18 protein-coding genes and 1 CRISPR repeat array are annotated in these 22,027 nt (G+C 39.1%); of the genes, 13 read left to right on the forward strand and 5 right to left on the reverse strand.

The window, feature by feature from the left end:
* Positions 1-30: 30 nt before the first annotated feature.
* The 5 genes from TES1_RS04735 to TES1_RS04755 all read left to right on the forward strand — a co-directional run bounded on the left by TES1_RS04735 (position 31) and on the right by TES1_RS04755 (position 4,200).
* On the forward strand, positions 31-1,449 hold the full coding sequence (locus TES1_RS04735; protein WP_042680688.1) for a DHHA1 domain-containing protein: 1,419 nt from the start codon (positions 31-33) through the stop codon (positions 1,447-1,449).
* A complete protein-coding gene (locus TES1_RS04740; protein WP_042680690.1) occupies positions 1,439-1,684 on the forward strand; it encodes a KEOPS complex subunit Pcc1 in 246 nt (81 codons plus the stop codon). The genes TES1_RS04735 and TES1_RS04740 overlap by 11 nt, the downstream gene beginning before the upstream one ends.
* Before the next feature lie 18 nt (positions 1,685-1,702).
* Positions 1,703-2,305, forward strand: a complete 603-nt coding sequence (locus TES1_RS04745) for a 30S ribosomal protein S3ae (protein WP_042680692.1) — start codon at positions 1,703-1,705, stop codon at positions 2,303-2,305.
* A gap of 83 nt (positions 2,306-2,388) precedes the next feature.
* A complete protein-coding gene (locus tag TES1_RS04750; protein WP_042680694.1) occupies positions 2,389-3,459 on the forward strand; it encodes an SPOUT family RNA methylase in 1,071 nt (356 codons plus the stop codon).
* A 66-nt stretch (positions 3,460-3,525) separates the two neighbouring features.
* Positions 3,526-4,200 carry a TBP-interacting protein gene (locus TES1_RS04755; protein ID WP_042680696.1) on the forward strand — a complete coding sequence of 225 codons (675 nt, stop codon included), beginning with the start codon at positions 3,526-3,528 and terminating at the stop codon, positions 4,198-4,200.
* 92 nt (positions 4,201-4,292) lie between these two features.
* Here the strand turns inward: TES1_RS04755 and TES1_RS04760 are convergent, their stop codons facing one another.
* A complete protein-coding gene (locus TES1_RS04760; protein ID WP_042680698.1) occupies positions 4,293-6,173 on the reverse strand; it encodes a threonine--tRNA ligase in 1,881 nt (626 codons plus the stop codon).
* Between the two features lie 124 nt (positions 6,174-6,297).
* Here TES1_RS04760 and TES1_RS04765 point away from each other — a divergent pair, with 124 nt between their 5' ends.
* The 4 genes from TES1_RS04765 to TES1_RS04780 all read left to right on the forward strand — a co-directional run bounded on the left by TES1_RS04765 (position 6,298) and on the right by TES1_RS04780 (position 8,308).
* Complete coding sequence (locus TES1_RS04765; RefSeq protein ID WP_042680700.1) at positions 6,298-6,897, forward strand: exosome complex RNA-binding protein Csl4; 600 nt, start codon at positions 6,298-6,300, stop codon at positions 6,895-6,897.
* Positions 6,898-6,912: 15 nt separating this feature from the next.
* Complete coding sequence (locus TES1_RS04770; protein WP_042680701.1) at positions 6,913-7,542, forward strand: DUF2067 family protein; 630 nt, start codon at positions 6,913-6,915, stop codon at positions 7,540-7,542.
* Positions 7,532-7,819, forward strand: a complete 288-nt coding sequence (locus TES1_RS04775; RefSeq protein ID WP_042680703.1) for a DNA-directed RNA polymerase subunit L — start codon at positions 7,532-7,534, stop codon at positions 7,817-7,819. The genes TES1_RS04770 and TES1_RS04775 overlap by 11 nt, the downstream gene beginning before the upstream one ends.
* Positions 7,820-7,921: 102 nt before the next feature.
* A complete protein-coding gene (locus tag TES1_RS04780) occupies positions 7,922-8,308 on the forward strand; it encodes a ribonuclease III family protein (RefSeq protein ID WP_042680705.1) in 387 nt (128 codons plus the stop codon).
* Here the strand turns inward: TES1_RS04780 and TES1_RS04785 are convergent.
* Positions 8,305-9,111 (reverse strand): sugar phosphate isomerase/epimerase family protein, encoded by an 807-nt coding sequence (locus TES1_RS04785; protein WP_042680706.1) that lies wholly within the window; start codon positions 9,109-9,111, stop codon positions 8,305-8,307. The genes TES1_RS04780 and TES1_RS04785 overlap by 4 nt on opposite strands.
* Positions 9,112-9,207: 96 nt before the next feature.
* On the opposite strand from TES1_RS04785, the gene sppA reads away from it, so the two are divergent.
* Genes sppA through TES1_RS04800 form a run of 3 tightly spaced genes read left to right on the forward strand, consistent with a single transcriptional unit; the run spans position 9,208 to position 11,744 of the window.
* A complete protein-coding gene (gene sppA, locus TES1_RS04790; RefSeq protein WP_042680708.1) occupies positions 9,208-10,224 on the forward strand; it encodes a signal peptide peptidase SppA in 1,017 nt (338 codons plus the stop codon).
* Between the two features lie 4 nt (positions 10,225-10,228).
* The gene (locus tag TES1_RS04795) at positions 10,229-10,702 is read left to right on the forward strand and encodes a PH1570 family protein (protein WP_042680710.1); all 474 of its coding nucleotides are present in this window, start codon (positions 10,229-10,231) and stop codon (positions 10,700-10,702) included.
* Position 10,703: 1 nt separating this feature from the next.
* A complete protein-coding gene (locus TES1_RS04800) occupies positions 10,704-11,744 on the forward strand; it encodes an AI-2E family transporter (RefSeq protein WP_042680712.1) in 1,041 nt (346 codons plus the stop codon).
* On the opposite strand, the gene TES1_RS04805 is transcribed toward TES1_RS04800, so the two are convergent.
* Both TES1_RS04805 and TES1_RS04810 read right to left on the reverse strand, forming a co-directional pair.
* The gene (locus TES1_RS04805) at positions 11,704-12,696 is read right to left on the reverse strand and encodes an AIR synthase family protein (RefSeq protein WP_042680714.1); all 993 of its coding nucleotides are present in this window, start codon (positions 12,694-12,696) and stop codon (positions 11,704-11,706) included. The genes TES1_RS04800 and TES1_RS04805 overlap by 41 nt on opposite strands.
* A gap of 164 nt (positions 12,697-12,860) precedes the next feature.
* Positions 12,861-15,128: a CRISPR direct-repeat array (repeat unit 30 nt; unit sequence CTTTCAATTCTCTTAGAGTCTTATTGAAAC).
* Between the two features lie 941 nt (positions 15,129-16,069).
* On the reverse strand, positions 16,070-17,842 hold the full coding sequence (locus TES1_RS04810; RefSeq protein ID WP_042680716.1) for a ribosome biogenesis/translation initiation ATPase RLI: 1,773 nt from the start codon (positions 17,840-17,842) through the stop codon (positions 16,070-16,072).
* Between the two features lie 103 nt (positions 17,843-17,945).
* On the opposite strand from TES1_RS04810, the gene TES1_RS04815 reads away from it, so the two are divergent.
* Positions 17,946-20,645 carry a DEAD/DEAH box helicase gene (locus TES1_RS04815; RefSeq protein ID WP_042680718.1) on the forward strand — a complete coding sequence of 900 codons (2,700 nt, stop codon included), beginning with the start codon at positions 17,946-17,948 and terminating at the stop codon, positions 20,643-20,645.
* Here the strand turns inward: TES1_RS04815 and TES1_RS04820 are convergent.
* Positions 20,626-22,017 carry a hypothetical protein gene (locus TES1_RS04820; protein WP_144080596.1) on the reverse strand — a complete coding sequence of 464 codons (1,392 nt, stop codon included), beginning with the start codon at positions 22,015-22,017 and terminating at the stop codon, positions 20,626-20,628. The genes TES1_RS04815 and TES1_RS04820 overlap by 20 nt on opposite strands.
* Positions 22,018-22,027: the final 10 nt, after the last annotated feature.

The raw sequence follows: 22,027 nt of genomic DNA on the forward strand, positions 1-22,027 counted from the left end.
ACTTCACTTTTTCCTTCTTAAGGTGATATAATGGACAAGAGCGGCTTTTTAGATAAAGCTAGGGAAGGTGCTGAACTAATAAAAATGCACATCGAGTTAGGACACACTATACGCATAATTTCTCATAGAGATGCCGATGGAATAACTGCAGGGGCTATTCTAGCAAAAGCCGTTGCACGGGAGGGTGGAAACTTTCATTTAAGCATCGTTAAGCAGCTCAGTGAAGATTTAATCAAGGAACTTGCAGATGAAAAGCAGAAAATTTATGTTTTCAGTGATTTAGGCAGCGGGTCGATAAAACTCATTGAGAAATACCTTAGTGATGCAAGCGTTGTTATAGCTGATCACCATCCACCAGAGGATGGGGAAATTAAGAACGACAATCACATCCTAGTTAACCCGACACAATTTGGAGCTGACAGCGTCAGAGATTTAAGCGGTTCTGGGGTTGCTTATTTTGTTGCAAAGGAAATCAATGAGAAAAACAAGGATTTAAGCTATTTGGCCTTAGTTGGTGCCGTTGGAGATATGCAAGAGATAGATGGACAGTTCCACGGCATGAACTTGGATATAATAGAAGATGCAAAAGAACTCGACTTGATTGAGATAAGGAAAGAGATTAGGCTCTATGGAAGAGAGACAAGAAAGCTTTACCAAATGCTTGCTTATGCCACTAATCCAGAACTTCCAGAGATTACTGGAGATGAAAGAAAAGCTATTGAATTCCTCAGAGCTAAAGGATTTGACCCAGATATGTACTACTGGCAACTTAGAGAAGAAGAAAAGAAGAGGTTCAACGACTTAGTAGTCATTCATCTGATTAAACATGGGGTTGGAAAGGAAGTAATTGACAGAATAATCGGCGATGTGGTTCTAATAAAGCTCTACAAAGAAGGAGATCCAAGACATGAGGCAAGAGAATTTGCCACTCTGCTCAATGCGACTGGAAGACTAAATGCTGGAACTCTCGGAGTAGCTATATGCCTAGGAGACGAAGATGCATTTAGGGCTGCACTAAAGCTGGTTGATGAATACAAGAGAGAGCAGATTGAGGCTAGGAAATACCTAATACAGAACTGGAACAGCACAGTTATTGAAAAGGAAAACGTCTATGTTTTCTATGCTGGTAAGAACATCAAGGATACCCTTGTTGGCATAGCAGCAAACATGGCAATAAGCTCCAGATTAGCAAATCCAGAGAAGCCAGTGATTGTTTTAGCAGACAGTGAAGAAGACGATAGCCTCATTAAAGGCTCAGCAAGAACTACTGAAAGAGCGTTAGCTAAGGGATACCACCTAGGAGAAGCATTGAGAAAAGTTGCAGAGATTATTGGCGGAGAAGGCGGAGGTCATGCGATAGCCGCTGGTATTAGATTTCCAAAGGACAAACTAGAGGAATTTGCAGAGCTTATCAACAAAGCGTTGGAGGAGCAGACAAATGGAAATTAAAGCCAGAGCAGAGATAATCTGGCACTATGAGGATGAAAAAACCGCTGAGGCAATAGCGAGAGCTGTTGATGTTGATAATTTAAACCTTCCAAAAAATTTAAAGGTTAAAACTTATTGGGAAGATTGTAAGGTCATGACAAAAGTTAAATACTCCGGTGAGATTGAAAGCCTTATAGTGGCTTTGGATGATTTAGTGTTTTCAATCAAGATCGCCGAAGATAGTTTAAAACTGTGAAAGTTAGGAGGTGTTAAGATGGCTAGAGCTAACCCAAGAAAAAAAGCTGCCGCTGCAAGGGATAAGTGGAAGCTTAAGCAATGGTATATTGTTTATGCTCCTGAGTTTTTTGGAAGTCAAGAGATTGGTTTAACACCAGCAGACGATCCCGAGAAAGTTAAGGGAAGAGTTATAGAGACAACTCTCAAGGACTTAACTGGGGACTTCACAAAAGGTCATGTTAAGCTTTACTTCCAGATTTATGATGTCAAAGGCCAGAACGCTTACACAAAGTTCAAAGGGCACAAGCTTGCAAGGAGCTACATTAGGAGCTTAGTTAGAAGAAGAACAACAAGAATTGATGGTATCTTTAATGTTACCACAAAAGACGGCTACAAGCTTAGAGTTATGGGAATGGTAATTGCAATAAGAAGAATCCAGACAAGCCAAGAAAGAGCAATTAGAGAAATTATGAGGAATATCATATATAAGAAGGCTGAAGAGTTACCATTCACACAGTTCGTCCTTGAGGCAGTCACAGGCAAAATGGCTGCTGAGATTGCCAAGGAAGCAAAGAAGATATATCCACTCAAGAGAGCAGAAATCAGAAAGATTAAGGTTCTTGCTGAGCCAGAGATTTGATTTCTCTTTGCTTCCATTTCTCCCCTAAAGCGCTTCTGCTAAAGCTTTTAAGCTTATTCTCCAATTTTCATCAGGTGGTAGTGATGAAATTCCTGATAAAGACCCAGAGAGGAATGGAGGCTGTCGCTGGCAATTACATCAAAGAAACTTTGGAAGATGCTAAGGTTTGGATTTCACCTCAAGGTTATTCCGGATTGATTTTAGTTGAAACTGACGATGAAAATGCAAAAGAGAAGATTTTAGAAATCCCGGAAGTTGAAAGGGTTATTGAGGTCTTACATGAGGTTCCTGCGAGAATTGAAGATATTTTGAGTGTTGCTGAAAATCTTGCTAAGTTTATTAATGATGGAGAAACTTTTGCTGTCAAGACCAAGAGGAGAGGAAAGCACAACTTCACAAGTGTTGATGTAAATGTTCAGCTTGGAGCTAAAATAAAAGAGCTTACAAATGCTGAAGTTGATTTGAGCTTTCCAGATAAAGCAATTTTAGTCGAGATAATCGGTGATAAGGCATATATCTCCATTGTTGAAAAAGAGGAGTGGAAGAAGTACACTCCAGAGAAGACAGATGCTAGGAAGCTTTTCAAAAAAATCAGCATAGTCCAGATGCCGTACTGGGGAGATTATAAAGCATGCAGAAACTTTGGTGAGAAAATTGGCAGAGCTGCTCAGGCATTTGAAGTTAAAGAGCTAATAATAGCACCGAAAGAAAAAATTGACGGTTATGAGCTTATGGAATTCTTGAGGGGAGTAAAGATTGGGCAAGAGTCAAGGTATCAGATTCAAAGAGAAGCTTACCCCTGGAAAATTGAGAAAGTTCCTGTGTATGTTTGGGATTTATATCAAGTGATAAGAGACAAAAGGAGAAACAAGCGTTTGCTTATAATTACAGATCCCAAAGGGCATACTTTAGCTGAGGTTAAAGATAACTTGGCGAAAGACATGTATTACGCAAAGGAAGTTGTTGTGTTCATTGGTTCGCGAGAAGGCATTCCAAGGGGGCTGTTTAGATTTGCGGATTACGTTGTTGACTTAGCCCCCTATATGACATTTGCAACAGAACATGGAATTCCCGGTGCATTAATAGCACTGTGGACAATTTATGAAGAAGAGCTTAGGAAAAGGACACAAAAGGATATTACCCAAGAAACATAGGGCTTTTTAAAGTTTTCCGAGAAGACTTATTAATCTCAATCCCTATTTTTCTCTTGGGTGGTGGTTGTGAAGTATAGCGAGCTAGATTCAAGGCTTAGAAAAGTTTATTCCAGAATCAGAATGTTGGATGATTATCACTGGGATTTGGGTGAGGACAAGATACTTGGGAGACACAAAAAGAGCAACCTAAAAATCAGGATTCGAGTTGCAAACAGCAGAGAAGAAGCTGAGAAACTCAGTGAAGTGAAGGAAGGAGAAGGCCTCGACATAGTGGTTGTCCCAGACAAAAGCACATTTTACATTCACAACGGGACATTTATCATGACATCAAAATTCCTCAAAGGAACACTGGTAGACATAAACGACCACATAGTCTGGAAAGGGTTCAAGGTTGTTGAGCAGGATGGAAAGCTCATTCAAGAGGATTTCTACGAATACTTAGGGGGCAGATTTATTGAGCACTTGAAGAACAGTATGACAATCGGGCAGGACTTTGTGTTTTGGCAGTTCTACAAATGTGAGGTGTGTGGCAAATACGTTGATATCGACAGCGTGAGGAGCCACTTAAGGAGTCACGGAATTAAGATTGAGGACAAAGACGAGATGATGTACGAAGTTTTTGAAATTAACTTAATTGAAGGCAAAGTTTATGACAAATATGGAAAGGAAGTTAAAGAGGAAAAGCTTAGCGAAGAAGCTAAGGACTTCATTAAAGAAACCTTTGAGAGCTTTAAATCTTAAAAGCAGCTTTTAAATCTTGTCCTTAAATCTTTTATTTGTTACTTGCTGAACAAACAGAGGAAGAAAGAAAACCAATAAGTTGTGAGTAAAAATCAACCTCTAAACTTGGGTCTCTGGGAAAGCAGTAACGGTAGAGGCCTTGGCTTGTATGGGAAGCCTTCTGTCTTCTGTCTTATCTCCTTTATTAGATCCTCAAGCTGCATCTCATACTGCTTGCCATCTTCTCTCTTTCTGACAGTAATAATGCCCTGTCTCTTCTCATTTTCACCAACTACAATAATGTATGGGATCCACTCTTTCTCTGCCTTTCTAATCTTCTTTGTAAGTCTGTCACTTGTGTCATCAACATCTACCCTAATTTTTGCACCCTCCAGCTTTCCTGCAATGTAGAGGGCGTAGTCGAGATAATCTTCGCTAACTGGGATAACCCTAACTTGTACTGGGCTGAGCCAGAGAGGATACATTGGCTTCTTTCCTTGATTTCTGAGTTTCGCCTGTTTCTCAAGTATTGCGTACATCACTCTTTCAATTGCACCGCTTGGTGAGCAGTGGAGTATAAGTGGGTACTTCTCCTTTCCATCTTCATCATAGTACGTAATTCCAAATCTCTCCGCGTTCTCAACATCAATCTGCACTGTGCTCAAAGCGGCAGCTTTGTCTAAGTTGTCAACGAAGTTGAACTCGAACTTGAGGATGAAGTAGAAGAACCTCTGCTTCCACATCTCAATTAGGACTGGTTTTCCAATAATCCTCGCTAATTCAATTATGAAGTCCTTGTTCTCGTTCCAGAAGTCCTCTGTAAATCTTATTGCAACCTCATAGTCCTCTGGTGTTAATCCAACGCCCTTAAGAACTTCCATGCTTAACTTATACTGCTTCTTAAACTCTTCCATTGCCTGCTTTAAGTCCTTAGCGACTGTGTGCATATCCGGCATTGTGAATGCTCTAAGTCTTCTGAGACCGCTTAACTCACCACGCTTCTCTCTTCTGAATGAATACCTTGTGAGCTCGTACATTCTCAATGGCAAGTGCTTGTAGCTTATTGTTGCATCTTTCTTTATGAGGAACTGACCAAAGCAAGCAGCAAATCTGAGGAAGTACTTCTTATCACCGCTCTTGACAATGTACTGCCTCGCTGGGAATCTGTTTAGATACTTTTCAAGAGCTGGGTGTTCAAAGTCATACATTATTGGCGTCTCAACTTCCATAGCACCGTATTCTATAACTTTCTCTGTAACATATTGCTCAAGCAATGACTTGATGAGTCTTCCCTTTGGATAGTATCTTAAGTTTCCTGGGTCGCTTCCTGGCTCATAGTCAACTAGCTCTTGCTCAAGCATTATCTTAACGTGAGGTGGCTCCTTTTCTGCTATTCTGCTTTTGCTTATCTCATAGTTTGCAAACTTCTTAAGATTCTCATACCCTGTGAAGTCAAACTTATCAACCTCAATCAGCTCTCCTTCTGGTGTGAGAATATACCAGTAGCTGACAAGCTCCTCTTCTTCTTTCTTCAAAGCTTCTGGAACTTCCTCCTCTTTCCTAGCCTCTCCTGGGACTACTGTCCTTGAAAGCTCTGCCAATGGGTGACCTTTACAACTCAGCTTAAACGCTTTGTAATATCCAAATGGTGCCCTCTTAACGTTGAAGCCCTCTTCCTTGAGCTTCTCTTCAATCGTCTTGAGAATCTCGAGAGCAACATCTGGTGAAGCTAATTCACTGCTTAGGTGCGCGAATGGATAAACAAATATGTTTTGGGCTTTGACTTGAGAAGCAACATCTTTAATTTCAGCAACAGCTTTTTCGACAACTTCCTCTGGATTTTGCTCGTCAACCTTCTCAACGCTTACAAAAACAGCAAGAACTTCTTCAAGCCTCCCTCTTTTTTGCTCTTCACTTATCTCTTCGGGCTTTTTCAAAGCTTTGTCTTTAACTTCATACTCAAGATAATCGCTGTGGATTAGAAGCATTCTCATCTTTACCACCATCCAAGCCTTTTGATAAACTTACTAAAAATAATTCCCGGGTTTCCTTATAAAGTATATGCTGTGCCCATAAGCTTAAAAGATTAGATTATCAAAATTCACTGGGGTGTGAGAAATGGATGTAGATAAGAGAAAAGAATCTGCGAAAAATGGAGATTTTGTCATTCCAGGTGATTATCTTGGGGTTATCGAAGAGTTTCTCCCAGGGGAAGGGGTTATTGAAGAAAATGGCGAACTTTATGCAACAAGAGCTGGAAAAGTTAAGATAAACCAAGAAAAGATGGAAATAAGCGTAGTTCCAGTTACAGATACTCCCCCAATTCCAAAAGTCGGGCAAGTTGTAATTGCAAAAGTGATTGAAGTGAAGCCTCAAGCTGTGATTGTCCAGCTTCTCAGGATTGAAGGAAGGGAGGATTACAGGGAGATAGCAACTTCAAAGCTTGCTGGAATTCATATATCCCAAGTTAAGGATGGTTTTGTTGAAGACATGAGCAGGGAATTTAAAATTGGAGACATAGTAAGAGCAAGGGTTTTAACTGACGAAAAAAGCCCAATTCAGCTCACAACCAGAGCTTCAGATTTGGGAGTTGTCTTTGCATTATGCTCAAACTGTAAAACCCCATTAGTAAGGAGAGGCAATCAGCTTGTATGTCCTAGGTGTGGAAACGTTGAGACTAGGAAGCTCTCAACGTTTTACCGGAAGATTAAAATCTAGTGTACGGTGTGAAATATGAAAGCCAAAAAAGTAATCGTTATCCACGTAAAAGATGATGTGGAAAAAGAGGAGTTTATGAAGGAACTGCAGAAGCTTAATCTGCCCGCTTTTATTTATGTCCACGGAAAGCTGGACTCCCTAAAGATCAACATTCAAGGTACCAAAGATGAAATTAAAGATGCTATTTATAAGATTAAGGACATTCACAGAAGAGTCCGTTCCCGTTTGTATGCAAACAAGCGTGGATTGTATAGGTACACACTCGATGATATATTCAGAGAAGCGGGTGTCAGCATTTCAGCCCCAATTCTGCTGAAAACACTTGAGTTGCTTGGAGAGACCGTTGAACTTAAAGACAATGAACTTGAGACATCAATGTCTTGGAACGAAATAATTGCCCTAACAAGGAAGCTTGGAGAGTATCTTGGAGATATTTCACTCCAGACTACAAGGCAGATAAGAGAAGTTGCATTGCCTTTGGCTATTGTCTTTAACATTGATCCAGAAGAGATTCTGGACTTAATGATTGAGCTTGGAGTAGCAGAGTACAAAGAGGATAAGTTTAAATACGAACTCGTGAAGAACAAAGAGCAGGCTATGGAAATAATGCTAAAGTATTTGGTGGGTGAGGGGAATGAAGATTGAGGTTATTAAGCGCGAAGGGAATGTAATGGAGTTTTACCTTGTTGGAGAAGACCACACATTTGCCAATCTTCTCAATGAAGTTCTTCATGAAAACAAGCACGTTACATTTGCCGGCTACACGATTGAGCATCCAATCTTAACTGCCAGAAAGCCGAAGTTTAAAATTGTTACAGATGGCAAAATAACTCCAGAAAAGGCTTTGGAAGAGGCAGCACAAAAAATCTTCGATAGAGCTAAAGAGGCCCTTGAAGTTTGGGAAAAGGCTATTAAGAAGTGATTTTGATTTTTCAATTTGATCTTATTTTTCGACTAAATCTTTCAAATTTTGGTCTGAAATTAGACCAAAAAGCTTAAGTTTTAAGCAGTTTTCAGATCGAATATGAGGTATTCAAAAGACTTCACAGATAAAAACCTCTCAAAGTTCGGGGATTCTTTGGTCAATTTTATATTCTCCCTAGCCCTAAGCGAGTATTTAGGATATCCAGCGGCTGACAGAGTCCCGAATTCCTCTTTAGCCTTAGCTCTTGATAGAGCCAACCTCTCCCATTTGATTCCCCCAAGAACGGACAAGCATAGGAAAGGGGATATAGCCGAGGCAATAATAGCCTATGCATGGCTAGAGAGAAAGATAACAATCCAAGAGGCGGCTGAAATAATTAAGAAAAATCTTACTCCTGATGTAGTTCACTTTGTAAGAAGGAAGGAGATAATTGGACTGGCCTTCGGAGAACTCTTAAAAGTGATAAAGGAGAGAATTGGGCTCTAAATGCTTGTCAGAATTTCAATCAATGTCTGCTTGTCTGGCAGCTTTGCAAATTTGTCTGGGTCTTTGACTTTAAGCAACAGTGGGACTTCTCCGAATAGCTTAAGGACTTTTCCAAATGGTATCTTGCCTTCACCGGGTAGGAGATGCAAATCACCTACTCCGTAAGCAAGTGCATCTTCTGGTTCAACTTGAGGTGTGAGCTTTCCAAAGTTGTCATGAATCATTAGAATTATTGTTTTTTCAGTTCCTAACTTAACATCTTCAAGAAGTTTGTTCTCGTCTCCCTGAGCACTTAAAAAGGCATGAGCAACATCTAAAGCAAAACCAACATTTTCTCTATTTACATTGTCCACAACATAAAGTGTGTCTTTAACACTAAAGGTGTTCTCCAAGGCTATTTGAATTCCAAACTTACCTGCCACATCTGCCAGCTGCTGAATTGCTTCGATCTCCAAGTCGAGTCTTCCTGTTTTTCCGCTCTGCATGACGATGATTTTTGCACCCAGCTTTATCGCAACATCAACCACAGCTTTTGCAACTTTGAAATGTCTGGAATAATAGATGTGATCTCTGAGGTTAACTGAGAGGGGCATTCTGACTATATAATTTATTCCCACCCCTTTTAATGCTGTTTCAACAGAGCGAAGTTTCTTCTCAACTACTTCACCATTTTTTATCAGCCCAAGAGCGTGAGGAAATATCTGAACGAAGTCGTACTTCTTGATTTTCACATCAGCTAAGACTGATGGCAAACTCTTATCTTTATTCACAAAGTGAGGATATATACTAACTCCAATCTCCATCTTTTACACCTGCCTTTGTTTTTCTTTGAATTGTATAAAAATCTTTAGCACCACATTTAAAAGTTTCCAGCATAATTTCTAAGTTAGGTGATATAGGTGGAGAAAGGGGAAGTCTGGAAGTACCTCACGTTCATCTTGACTCTTCTACTAGCTTTAGCAATTGTGAGCAACGTACTGCTTTACACACAGAACAGCGAACTTCAGAAGGCTTTAATGAAAAATAGAACAACTGAAGTTAAAGTTGAAATGCCCAACATAACAGTTCAGGCTCCTACAGGGAACATAACAGCATTGCAAGCTAAAATAGAAGAGCTTCAAATGCAGATTGAATATCTTAAGGAGCAACTAAGGGAAAAGCAGCCAGCGGAAGCGAACACAACAATAGTTATACTCCCCATAATGGGTCCAATTGACGAAGCAATGGCACTTGATATAGTGTCCAAGATCCGAGAAATCAAAGAAAATGAAAGCATAGGTGGAGTTTTGCTCTGGATTGAGAGCCCTGGAGGCTATGTAGGTCCAGTTAGAGTAATTTACAAAGAGCTGAAAAAGCTCAGTTATGAAAAGCCGATAGTTGCATATACTGGCGGCTACGCTGATTCAGGAGGCTACTTTATAGCATGTGCAGCTGATAAAATCATTGCCGATCCATTGGCAGAGGTCGGCAGCATAGGAGTTCTCTATGTTCATTATGACCTTGAGCAGTACTATGCCCAAAACGGCATAAAAGTCAATGTCTTCAAGACTGGTAAGTACAAAGACATGGGTGCTGAATGGAGAGATTTAACTCCCGAAGAAAGGGAAATGATAAAGAACATTATTGACACTTACTTCCAAGATTTCCTCCAAGCAGTCAGCGAAGGAAGACACCTTAATATGAACACAACAAAAGAATACGCAACTGGCCAAACTTGGTTTGCTACAGAGGTCAAAGGAACTCTAGTTGACGATACTGGAGATTTAGATTATGCAATTAAGGTTCTTGAGGAACTTATGGGTGTTAAAAGCGCTAGAGTAATCATGTACGATGCTCAAAAAACAGATTTTGGAATTTATGAGAGCTCATCCCTCTATATGCCCGCCAATTACGTTTACTCTTACATAAGGGGGTGAGCTCATGCAGTGTGAGGAAAAGCTTGAAGTATTTGAAAACGGTTTTGAGGACGGAAAGTTCAACTTGAGAATAGAGTTTTATGGAGCTGATGCTAGAAAAGTGCTACTTGCAATTCTTTATGAGCTTTATCTTCCAGACTATGGACTAGAATATGTCTATCCTTTCGAGTGTGCAAAAGAGTTTTGGGACATTTACATGGATGCCAGCGAAGTTCAACCAGAGGAACTTAAGCTCGGTAAACCCAAATTTGTGAGTAGAGCAGTTATTGACAAGCTTGAGGCAATTTTAGAGAACATCGAAGCTCCAAGAGAAGTAAAAGAAAGCATAGACTTAGAAAAATCAGAAATTTATAAGCTTAAGGATGGACTTTTAGCTTTAGGAAAGAACTTTCTGCTTGACGGCATTAAAAACCGCTTGTTTATCTTTAACAAGCCCTCTGCAAGGGAGTTAATTTTGAAATACATTGGGAGATGGTAATATGAAGACAGAATCTCTTGTATGGATTGGAGTATCTCTCATTATTCTCTTTTTGGTTTGGCTTACAGTCAAACCTTTAATTTCGCCGATAATTTTCAGCTTAGCTATGGCATATGTTTTTCATCCACTTCACATGAAGCTTTCTGAAAAATTTGGTAACAAAAAATCTGCCGTATTGTTAACAGCCGTGATGGCACTGTTTGCCAGTGTTTTACTGATAGGAGCAGCTCTTTGGTTGAGAGAGACTTTAACTTACCTATACATCTACATTGGTGATGTTTTTAACTGGCTTTTAGGAGTCAACCTGCCTTTTGGAATAGGCGAGAGCATTCAAACTCTTTCAAAGACAATTCCCGAAAAACTTGGCGGCATTTTACTTGGTTATACCTTTTCACTCCCAAAATTCATGCTCCAAGCAATAGTTTTCCTTGCTTTGTTCTATGCCATCCTAACAAATTCCGACTTCCTTTCCATGGAGATCTATCGTCTTCTGCCGAAAGAGAACAGAGAGCTGGGCATACATCTAGTAGAAAGAGCAAAGACAACACTTAATGCTATTCTGCGAACTTGGCTGATGCTCAGTGTCCTCAAAGGTGTCTTTCTTACTGTTGGTTTTGTGCTGTTTGACATAACAACTGTTAGCGGAGCAATTGCGGCAGGAATCTTATGTATAGTCCTCGAGCTCCTGCCTGTAATTGGAGGCTGGATTCTTTGGGTAATTGGAGCAGTGTATTTAATCAAAACAGGCAATATGGCCTTTGGAGTACTCTTTGCAATATATGGTGCGGTTTTTATTTCACCTATCCCTGATATTACAGTACGTCCAAAACTTGTCGCTAAAGGTGCAAAGGTGAGCTCAGTTGTTGCATTGATAGGAATTTTTGGTGGAATAATGTCATTTGGGATAAAGGGAGTTATAATTGGGCCAGTCGCTTTGGGTCTACTTGTAACACTGCTGGAGGAGTGGAAAGAACGAGAAAAGGAAACTTTGACACAGGAAACTACACAACTTTCCAAAGCTCATCGCTCAAAGGTTGCTTGAGTTCTTCCTCTTTGTCTTCTTTTACAATTACTCTTTTTTCTTTGTCTCCAAGGAATTCCCCAATTATCGAAGCAACTATTCCTTCTTTTTCAAGAGCAGCAAGTATTTTTTCCGCGTTTTCCCTTGACGTAGAAATGAGTAGCGCCCCGGAACTTATCAGTGCCAGAGGATCCAAATTAAAGTACCCACAGATCTTCTTCGTTTCCTCTGCTATTGGTATCTTCTCATAGTAAACTTTAAAGCCTAATCCAGAGGCATCTGCCATCTCGTGAAGCCCATTAGCAATTCCACCTTCTGTGGGGTCATGCATAGCATTTACTCCAATTTCGTTCGCTATTAACGCCTCTTTCACAACACTTATCTTCCGGAGAAAGGCTTTTGCTCTCTCAACGAACTCTTTTCCAAACACTTTAACTAGCTCTTCCTCACGCTCGCTTGCTATGATTGCTGTTCCTTCGATTCCTGCTCCTTTTGTGAGAATAATCACATCTCCCGGCTTTGCATTTCCAGCATACACGAGCTTTTCTTTTTTGACCTCACCAAGCATTGTACCAACAACTATCGGCTTCTTTAAGCCAGGAGTAACTTCGGTATGTCCTCCAATAATTGCAATACCAAGTTCTTTTGCACTTTTGTCAATATCTGTCATTATCTCCTTTAAGAGAGCCTCATCAGCATTTTCTGGTAAAAGAACTGAGACTAGGAACCACTTTGGCTTTGCCCCAAAAGTTGCAACGTCGTTAGCGTTCACATTAACAGCATAAAATCCTATGTTCTTCTCTGCACCTGTTATTGGGTCTGTGGATGCTACGAGGACTTTATCGCCAAATTCTACGGCAGCTGCATCAACCCCAACACCGGACTTAATTAATACCCTCTCCCCCTGAACACCCAGGTGTTTGAAAACTATCTCTCTAAGCTTCTCTGGTGGAACTTTTCCAGTAGGCAGCATCTTTCATCCCAAATGGAGTGCCATTTTAAAAATATAAACATTGTCTTATTCAGATGTTTAATTCTGTAATTGTTGAATTATTTGATTGATTAATTACATCATAATGGCACTGAGCAGTTAATTCTCTAGAGGCTCATTATTAAGTAAGATTGTAGAAAAAGCGTCTTTCAATTCTCTTAGAGTCTTATTGGAACAATGTAGAATTGCTGAACATCCTCGCTAGCACTAAGCACTTTCAATTCTCTTAGAGTCTTATTGAAACCGAGCTTGTCAATGAGATTAAGCCAGTCAAAATTAAGGCTTTCAATTCTCTTAGAGTCTTATTGAAACTTATGAAATGTTACAAAATGAATTCGATACAAAGTTTACTTTCAATTCTCTTAGAGTCTTATTGAAACTCCTTTTACTGTGTTGAATTGCTCTTCATCTTCAATGCTTTCAATTCTCTTAGAGTCTTATTGAAACACAGCTGTAGCTGAACCACCTAGTGCAAAAATCCAAGCTTTCAATTCTCTTAGAGTCTTATTGAAACAGAAATGAAAGTAGATAAAGAAAAAATCAGAGAAATGCTTTCAATTCTCTTAGAGTCTTATTGAAACCCAGAACTCTCGCAAACGTTGAAATATCGAGCTTTGTCTTTCAATTCTCTTAGAGTCTTATTGAAACCATTTTCCCACCTCTTGTATGCATCCAAGAAATGTATCTTTCAATTCTCTTAGAGTCTTATTGAAACACAAAACTTGCACTCTTGAGTCTAATCCTGATTATTATCTTTCAATTCTCTTAGAGTCTTATTGAAACCTGTCACAGTTACTGAATCAGCGTTGGGGAAGTTGCTCTTTCAATTCTCTTAGAGTCTTATTGAAACGATTTCAGGACTGTTATTAAGTCCCTGGTAGAACCAGCTTTCAATTCTCTTAGAGTCTTATTGAAACTGAGCCTGGCATTTACACATTCAGAATCGAGGCAATCTTTCAATTCTCTTAGAGTCTTATTGAAACATACACTACTGTATGATATGCTAACTTACTCCTATGTCTTTCAATTCTCTTAGAGTCTTATTGAAACTTTCCATCAGTAGCAATTTCTAAGTCAATTCCCATGTACTTTCAATTCTCTTAGAGTCTTATTGAAACCATGGCTGCTATTGACCGTAGCGGGGGTGATAGCCCGCTTTCAATTCTCTTAGAGTCTTATTGAAACTCCAATCTCCTCGAAACCCGCTTAACAACAATAGCCTTTGTCTTTCAATTCTCTTAGAGTCTTATTGAAACATACACCGTTCCAGACGAGAAAAGACGACTTGAAGGCCTTTCAATTCTCTTAGAGTCTTATTGAAACCCACAAACAATACAACGACCCTCCTCATCCCCAAAGGTCTTTCAATTCTCTTAGAGTCTTATTGAAACCCCAAAGATGACGATTTAGACCCCTATGAGCTTGCACACTTTCAATTCTCTTAGAGTCTTATTGAAACGTTATACTCCTAGTTATGACCTTCAATTCTTTCCCTTCTTTCAATTCTCTTAGAGTCTTATTGAAACAATACTTGGTCAATTTGACCTCTGAACACCTTCATTCCTTTCAATTCTCTTAGAGTCTTATTGAAACCGTCGATTTCCCATTTGCCCTCTCTGAATAATTTTGTCTTTCAATTCTCTTAGAGTCTTATTGAAACCGAGTTCAAACAAGAACGTTCTCTTTATCAAGCTTACTTTCAATTCTCTTAGAGTCTTATTGAAACCCTAGCCTTTTTAATAAAAATAAGGTTTATCGGTAATCTTTCAATTCTCTTAGAGTCTTATTGAAACTCACGATTCTGCAAAACGGCTCAGTTGTGCTTGATTTCTTTCAATTCTCTTAGAGTCTTATTAAAACGTTATACTCCTAGTTATGACCTTCAATTCTTTCCCTTCTTTCAATTCTCTTAGAGTCTTATTGAAACAATACTTGGTCAATTTGACCTCTGAACACCTTCATTCCTTTCAATTCTCTTAGAGTCTTATTGAAACAATACTTGGTCAATTTGACCTCTGAACACCTTCATTCCTTTCAATTCTCTTAGAGTCTTATTGAAACAATACTTGGTCAATTTGACCTCTGAACACCTTCATTCCTTTCAATTCTCTTAGAGTCTTATTGAAACAATACTTGGTCAATTTGACCTCTGAACACCTTCAACGTTCTCTTTATCAAGCTTACTTTCAATTCTCTTAGAGTCTTATTGAAACCCTAGCCTTTTTAATAAAAATAAGGTTTATCGGTAATCTTTCAATTCTCTTAGAGTCTTATTGAAACTCACGATTCTGCAAAACGGCTCAGTTGTGCTTGATTTCTTTCAATTCTCTTAGAGTCTTATTGAAACGATTCCTCCTTTCTTTCCTTCGCCATGTGTTAAAACTCTTTCAATTCTCTTAGAGTCTTATTGAAACAGGACGCAATTTTGTTCTATTTTCTCAATAAGACTATAAAAACGCTTAAATTATAAAAATTTTTTGCTGAAGGGTTAATAACAGAGTCAAAGCAAGCCTCGAATTTAGAAACTTTGTATGATTTCTTGTTGACGAATAGGTTCCACCATTGGATCCAATTCTTTGTTACACAATAATGTCCAAGAGGGTTCCAATGGCCAAAAAATTCCTTAATTCCAAAAATTTAACTTCTTTGGCTTTTAATTTTAAAATGGTCAAGTTTTCATTAGGATAACATACTAAAGAAGCTCTCAAAAATCTTAAATCCAAATGTGTACATTCAAAACGTTACAATTTTAATGGAAATTTATAACATGATGTAATTTAATAACAAATGATTACTAAAGGTTTCCAAGAAACTCTTAGAGTAGTATTCCAGAAAAGAAGACTGCAAAGAGCCAAAAACTACAAAAACAAGAAAGGACGCAATTTTGTTCTATTTTCTCAATAAGACTATAAAAACGCTTAAATTATAAAAATTTTTTGCTGAAGGGTTAATAACAGAGTCAAAGCAAGCCTCGAATTTAGAAACTTTGTATGATTTCTTGTTGACGAATAGGTTCCACCATTGGATCCAATTCTTTGTTACACAATAATGTCCAAGAGGGTTCCAATGGCCAAAAAATTCCTTAATTCCAAAAATTTAACTTCTTTGGCTTTTAATTTTAAAATGGTCAAGTTTTCATTAGGATAACATACTAAAGAAGCTCTCAAAAATCTTAAATCCAAATGTGTACATTCAAAACGTTACAATTTTAATGGAAATTTATAACATGATGTAATTTAATAACAAATGATTACTAAAGGTTTCCAAGAAACTCTTAGAGTAGTATTCCAGAAAAGAAGACTGCAAAGAGCCAAAAACTACAAAAACAAGAAAGATAATGAGAAGCGAAAATTATTCAATCAACGTAATAGTACTCCCCTCTTTCCTTCTGCTCTCTGTCCTTAACGCTGCCCTCTTTATTTGCTCTTGGTCTTCCGGTGTCTGGGTCTCTTCTGAATGTAATTCCAACGGAAGCAAGGAAGCGGTTCATGCCCTCTCTCATACCCATCGGCTTTGTGGCTTTACCGAATTTACCTGGCTCACCTTCAAAGACAATCAAGCGGTCGCTTATGTAGTCAATCATCAGAACATCGTGCTCAACAACTAATGCTGTCTTCTCGTTCTTCTCCATTAAATGCCTTATTGCCCTTGAAACTGCTAATCTCTGCTCAACGTCGAGATAAGCTGAAGGCTCGTCTAACAGATAAAGGTCAGCATCTCTAAGCAGACATGCAGTTATTGCAACCCTCTGCAATTCACCACCGCTGAGCTCATTCACTGGTCTGTCATATAGCTCTGGAATGCCGAGAGGATTCAGCAGTTCGGTCTTATAGAAGCTGCTCATGAGCTTTGATGCATCAATCTTGCTTAAAAGCTCAAACACCGTTCCTTCATAGTCTGCTTTTATGTACTGAGGCTTATAGCTTACTTTGAGCTCCCACTCGACTTTCCCTTCTGTTGGCTCTTCCACTCCAGCGAGCATCTTCACGAAAGTAGTCTTACCAATTCCATTTGGTCCAACTATGCCAACCACTTCTCCTCTATACAGCTCTCCGCCTTCAGCTTCCAACCTAAAGCTTCCATAGTCCTTAACTAAAGATGGGTACTCAACCAGAACGTCTCCTGCTTGACTCTTCCTTTCGCTCAGCTTTGTGAATCTAATCTCATACGGCCTAAAGCGGACGTTCTCATCTGGAAGATATCCATCCAGGAATATGTTTATCCCAACCCTCGTCCCTTTCGGCATTGAGAATATACCATAAGCTCCTGGCTTACCATAAACTACGTGAATAATATCGCTTAGGTAGTCAAGAACTGCCAAATCGTGCTCTACAGCCAGAACTGACTTGCCCTCTTCAGCAAGCCTCCTTATCAGCCTTGCTGCCTTCAGTCTCTGTCTTATGTCGAGATATGAAGAAGGCTCGTCGAAGAAGTAGAAATCGGCATCTCTCAACACTGCCGCAGCTATTGCAACACTCTGCAATTCACCACCGCTTAACTGCTGGATTTCTCTGTCTAAAATGCTTTCCAGCTCAAGCTCTTTGACAACTTTGTCAAAAAGGCCTCTTTCATCTGCTCTCTTAAGCAAATCCCTCACTTTTCCTTTAACTACTTTGGGGATTAAGTCCACATATTGGGGCTTTACAACGGGTTTTATCTCCTTATTCTTCAGCTTTTCAAAGTAGTTCTGGAGTTCATTTCCTCTAAAGGCTTTAATCACGTTGTCCCAGTTGTCGTTGTCGCCGCAGAGGTTTGGGATAAGCTGTCCAGCCAGAATTTTAACAGCAGTTGTCTTACCAATACCGTTTGGACCCAAAATTCCAACTACCATGCCCTCCTTAATTACTGGCAGTCTGTAGAGGACAAATCCATTTATTCCATATCTGTGAACACAATCTTCTTCTAGCTGCTCTGGAAGATTTACGATGGTTATTGCATTGAAAGGACACTTGTGCACACAGATCCCACAGCCTGTACACGATGCCTCTTGAATTATCGGCTTATAGTTTTCCTCGTCTACTATTATTGCCTCTCCACCCATTCTGTTGACGGGACAAACTCTTTCACAGAGGAAGTGACCACACTTATCTGGATTACATTTATCATAATCAATAACCGCAACTCTCATCTTTCTCACCGGTCTATGGTTTTCAGAAAGGGTTTAAAATGTTGCGATATCTTACATCTGAATTTCCCAAAAATTTATTTCCCATCTGGACATAATTACGAACATGATAAAAGAACTTTTCAGTGATCTCAAGAGCGAAATAGTTTCAGTTAGAGAGTTCCCACCAAAAGAAGGGGAATACGGAGAATTTACATTTAAAAATCCCGAAATAAATCAGCTTGTGAAGAGCTTAGGGCTTAAGCTGTATAAACATCAAGTTGAAGCGCTTGAAAAACTCTATTCCGGAAAAAACATTGTTGTAACAACACCCACAGCTTCTGGTAAAAGCGAAATCTTCAGATTAGCTATTTTTGACAACTACCTTTCAAACCCTCATAACACTTATCTCCTGATATATCCCACCCGTGCTTTAATAAACAACCAGTATGAGAAGTTTTCTCTCGAAAACTTCCACTTCTTTCAGATAACCAAGAAAATGGTAAATGCAAAGATTTTAACAGGTGATGTTGAATGGAGTGAAAGGAGAGTAATTTTGAGGGAAAAACCCAGAGTCATCTTCACAACCCCAGACATGCTTCACTACAACATATTGAGGAATCTAAAAGACTATGAATGGCTTTTAAGGAATTTGCGGTATTTGGTTGTTGATGAGCTTCACATCTACAGAGGTGTCTTTGGGACAAATGCTGCTTACGTCTTCAGGCGGTTGTTGAGGGTATTAAAGCGGTTTGGGGCTAAACTTCAGATCATAGCTCTCTCTGCAACTCTCAGAAATCCCAAAGAATTTGCCGAGAACTTTTTTGGTCTGGAGTTTGAGAAGATAACAAGGGCAACAAACCCATTTCCAAAGCGCTATCTAATCCTCTTTGAGCCTCGAAGATTAAACGAAATGCAGCTTTTGAGAGCTGTAGTTGAAAAATTAGCAGAGAAGGGGATTAAAACTCTTGTTTTCTTTGACTCAAGAAAAGGAACTGAGAAGCTCATGAGGTTTTTACTTTCCTCTCCTGCCGTTTACAAAACATCCACTTATAAAGGAACCCTTCCAAAGAACATCCGCTGGGAAATTGAAAGAGATTTTAAAGAAGGGAGACTTTTAGTTCTGCTAACGACAAATGCTTTAGAGCTTGGTATAGATATTGGCGATTTAGATGCCGTAATTAACTATGGAATCCCACCAGATGGGTTGTTTTCTTTAATCCAGCGCTTCGGAAGGGCTGGGCGTTTAAAGGAGAGGGAAGCATTGAATGGGATAGTTCTTAGAAAGAACGGTCTAGACTATTACTACAAAGAACACTTAGACGAGCTTGTTAAGCGGTTAGAGAAAGGAATAATTGAATATATGCCCGTTAATCTGAAGAACCGCCTGGTTGTTAAAAAGCACCTTCACTACCTCCTGACTGAGCTTAAAGTCATTGACTGGAATGAGCTGAACGATTTTGAAAAAGCCGTGGCTGAAGAACTGATAAAGGATAAAAAGGCTAAACTCTATGAAAACCCACTAACTGGGAAGAAGGAGCTTAGAATTTTAAGACCGGCTTTTAGCTACTCCTCCATAAGGACAGCCAGCGATGAGAGCTACTTTTTAGTTTTGGATGAACCCTGGATAAAGTATAAACTGCTGGAAAAAGAAAGCTTAAGCGACCTTCTTCGCTTCATAAACTGGCTCAAGCTTAAAGGTTATGTCATTGAAGAAGTCGATAAGCCAGAGTACTATCGCTCGTTATTGCCGGGAATGGCTTACTTCTCAAGAGGGGAGCTTTATATGGCTAGAGACAAGCTGAAAATTGGAAAATTTCACTTCATCTTTGTTAAGCAGCTCAACAGATTTTGGGAAGTTGAAACTTTTGCATCAAAGCGTGAAGAAGTTGAAATTCTTGAGATTTACAAGAAAAAGCAGTTCAAAGATGTTGAGATCTATATTGGCCGGCTCAAAGTCAAGCATAGGTATTGGGGCTTTGCCGTCAAAGGAAAAGATACACATCTCTACCTCCAAGAGCTGATCAAGCTTAAAGAAGAGGGCATCTTGAAAGGTGAAATTTATGCGCCTCTCGTGGGAGGATTTGAAGCTGTTAACTTGGATGAGCTGAGCGATGAAGAATGGAAAATCCTCGATTGGGAAAAGTTTGCTAAGATCGAATTTGATGAACCATTAGAGAGAGAATTTGAAACTGATGGTATCTGGCTTGTGTTTTCCGATAGGATTAGGGACGTTGCAAGAGAGGAATTCCATGAGTTCTTTAGGATAGCACTTGAGAAAGACCAGGGAGATTTAGCGTTTTCCATCTATGAGCGTTTGGATAGGAGAAAGCTCTTCCCAGAGCTTTTAGGAGCTACAACTTATTACATAAAGAAAACAATCCAAGATGTCCTTGAGAAGGCAAATGCTAAAGATGATGAGCTTGCATTAGCTATAAAGAAAATGATTGACAGCAAGGATGGGATTGGAAACGGACTTCATGCAATAGAGCATAACATGATAAAGATTGCTCCAATCTTTACCTATGTTGACAGCAGAGAGCTTGGTGGCTACAGTTATGAGAGCTTTCCAAATCCTCCACACATAGGAAAGCCAGTAGTCTTCATTTACGACGGAAACGAGGGGGGCTTTGGATTAGCAGAGATACTCTATGAAAATGCAGAAAAGCTTATAGAAAAAAGTTTTGAGCATCTGAAGAGCTGCAAATGCAAAGATGGATGCCCACTTTGTGTTTATTCACCTAAATGCGGAACATTTAACGAGTTCTTAGACAAGTGGCAGGCGATGAAGATTTGGGAAAGAGTATTTACCTTTTCCGATGGATGAAAAGTACAAGGAAAGCTGTGAGGATTATTACACCAGGATTTATTGGTGCCGATATTTTTGATTTCGTTTGGACTAAAGTGTTTGTTGTAGTTACGATTTCTGCTGGAGCTTTAGTTTGATTCTCAACCGGAATATCAACTGGGATATTCCCTATAGAACCAGATATTGGAACCATCTCCCAATAAACTGCATTTGCAATTGGATCAAGAGCTCTGCTATCCATACGGAGATAAAGCTGAGCTGACTGTGAAGGTTTCATACCCTCAATCGTTATGTTTCCTTTAAAGTAAATGTTATTTAGGATATCTCTATTACCAACCTTGAGAGTTGTTTTAATGAATTCCTTGTTCTCACTCTTTAAAGTTAGTGTCGACTTCAAAGAGGTAAGGTCTATTTTCATTCCACTCCTGTAGGATATCGTTTCCTTTCTGTATGCCCCTCTAAGATAGGTATTCCTAGCTTTAAGGACTCCATTGACGTATATTTCACTAACAGGAAATTTGCTAACTTTAAAAACTCCGGAATTGTATATCCTAATGTATTTCCCTGATGTAACTTTGGAAAAGCGAAGCTCAACAATGTCACCTTTGCTAACATATATGTAACTGTTTGACGTTTTAATTCTCCCGTCCTGAAGAACCTTAAAAGATATTACACCATTCAGCGTCCAAACACTTCTATCTTTTCTTGTTGAGAGCTTTATAACCACAGGAACTCCAAAATCTGATCCAGAAAATCTGTGACTCTCCCATATTATACCATCTGCAAGCCCATAGATTCTCTTTGAGTTAAGCCGAATATCAAGCTTATGATTTTTCGACGCTTTTATGTTGTAGAACTTAAACTTACCATAGAAATGTTCTCCTGAAAATACTTTCAATCCATCAACTTTGAGATATGTTTTCACAAATCCCGTATTATCAACAATCAACTTGAGAGTGGAAGATACAATAGAAACTTTGAAATAGCTCCCAATATATCTACCAAGGATACCTTTTCGCCTCTTAACCTTTTTGATAAAGATCGAACTCCCTTTGACTTCTCCATTTACCTTTATTGTTGTGAGCATAAAGTTGGAAATATACAACTTACCACCACTAATCTTGAAATAGTTTCCATCACTAACATTTTGGAACACAAAGGTTATCTCATCCCCCTTCTTAACATAAATATTACCAAAGTCTGTTATGATAAGTCCATCTTCATCTGCTCTAAGGGTTATTTCACCACTAAGCTGCCATTCACTTTTTATTTTATCTCCAGATACCCTAAAGTAAAAGGAATGTGAAGATGAAGATACAGATGGCAAAGAGGAAATGACGATTGAGAGTACTAATATAACCACTATAACCTTTTTCATAGTGACTCCCATGTTTTAATAT

Source organism: Thermococcus paralvinellae (assembly GCF_000517445.1).
Classification (GTDB): Archaea; Methanobacteriota_B; Thermococci; order Thermococcales; family Thermococcaceae; genus Thermococcus_B; species Thermococcus_B paralvinellae.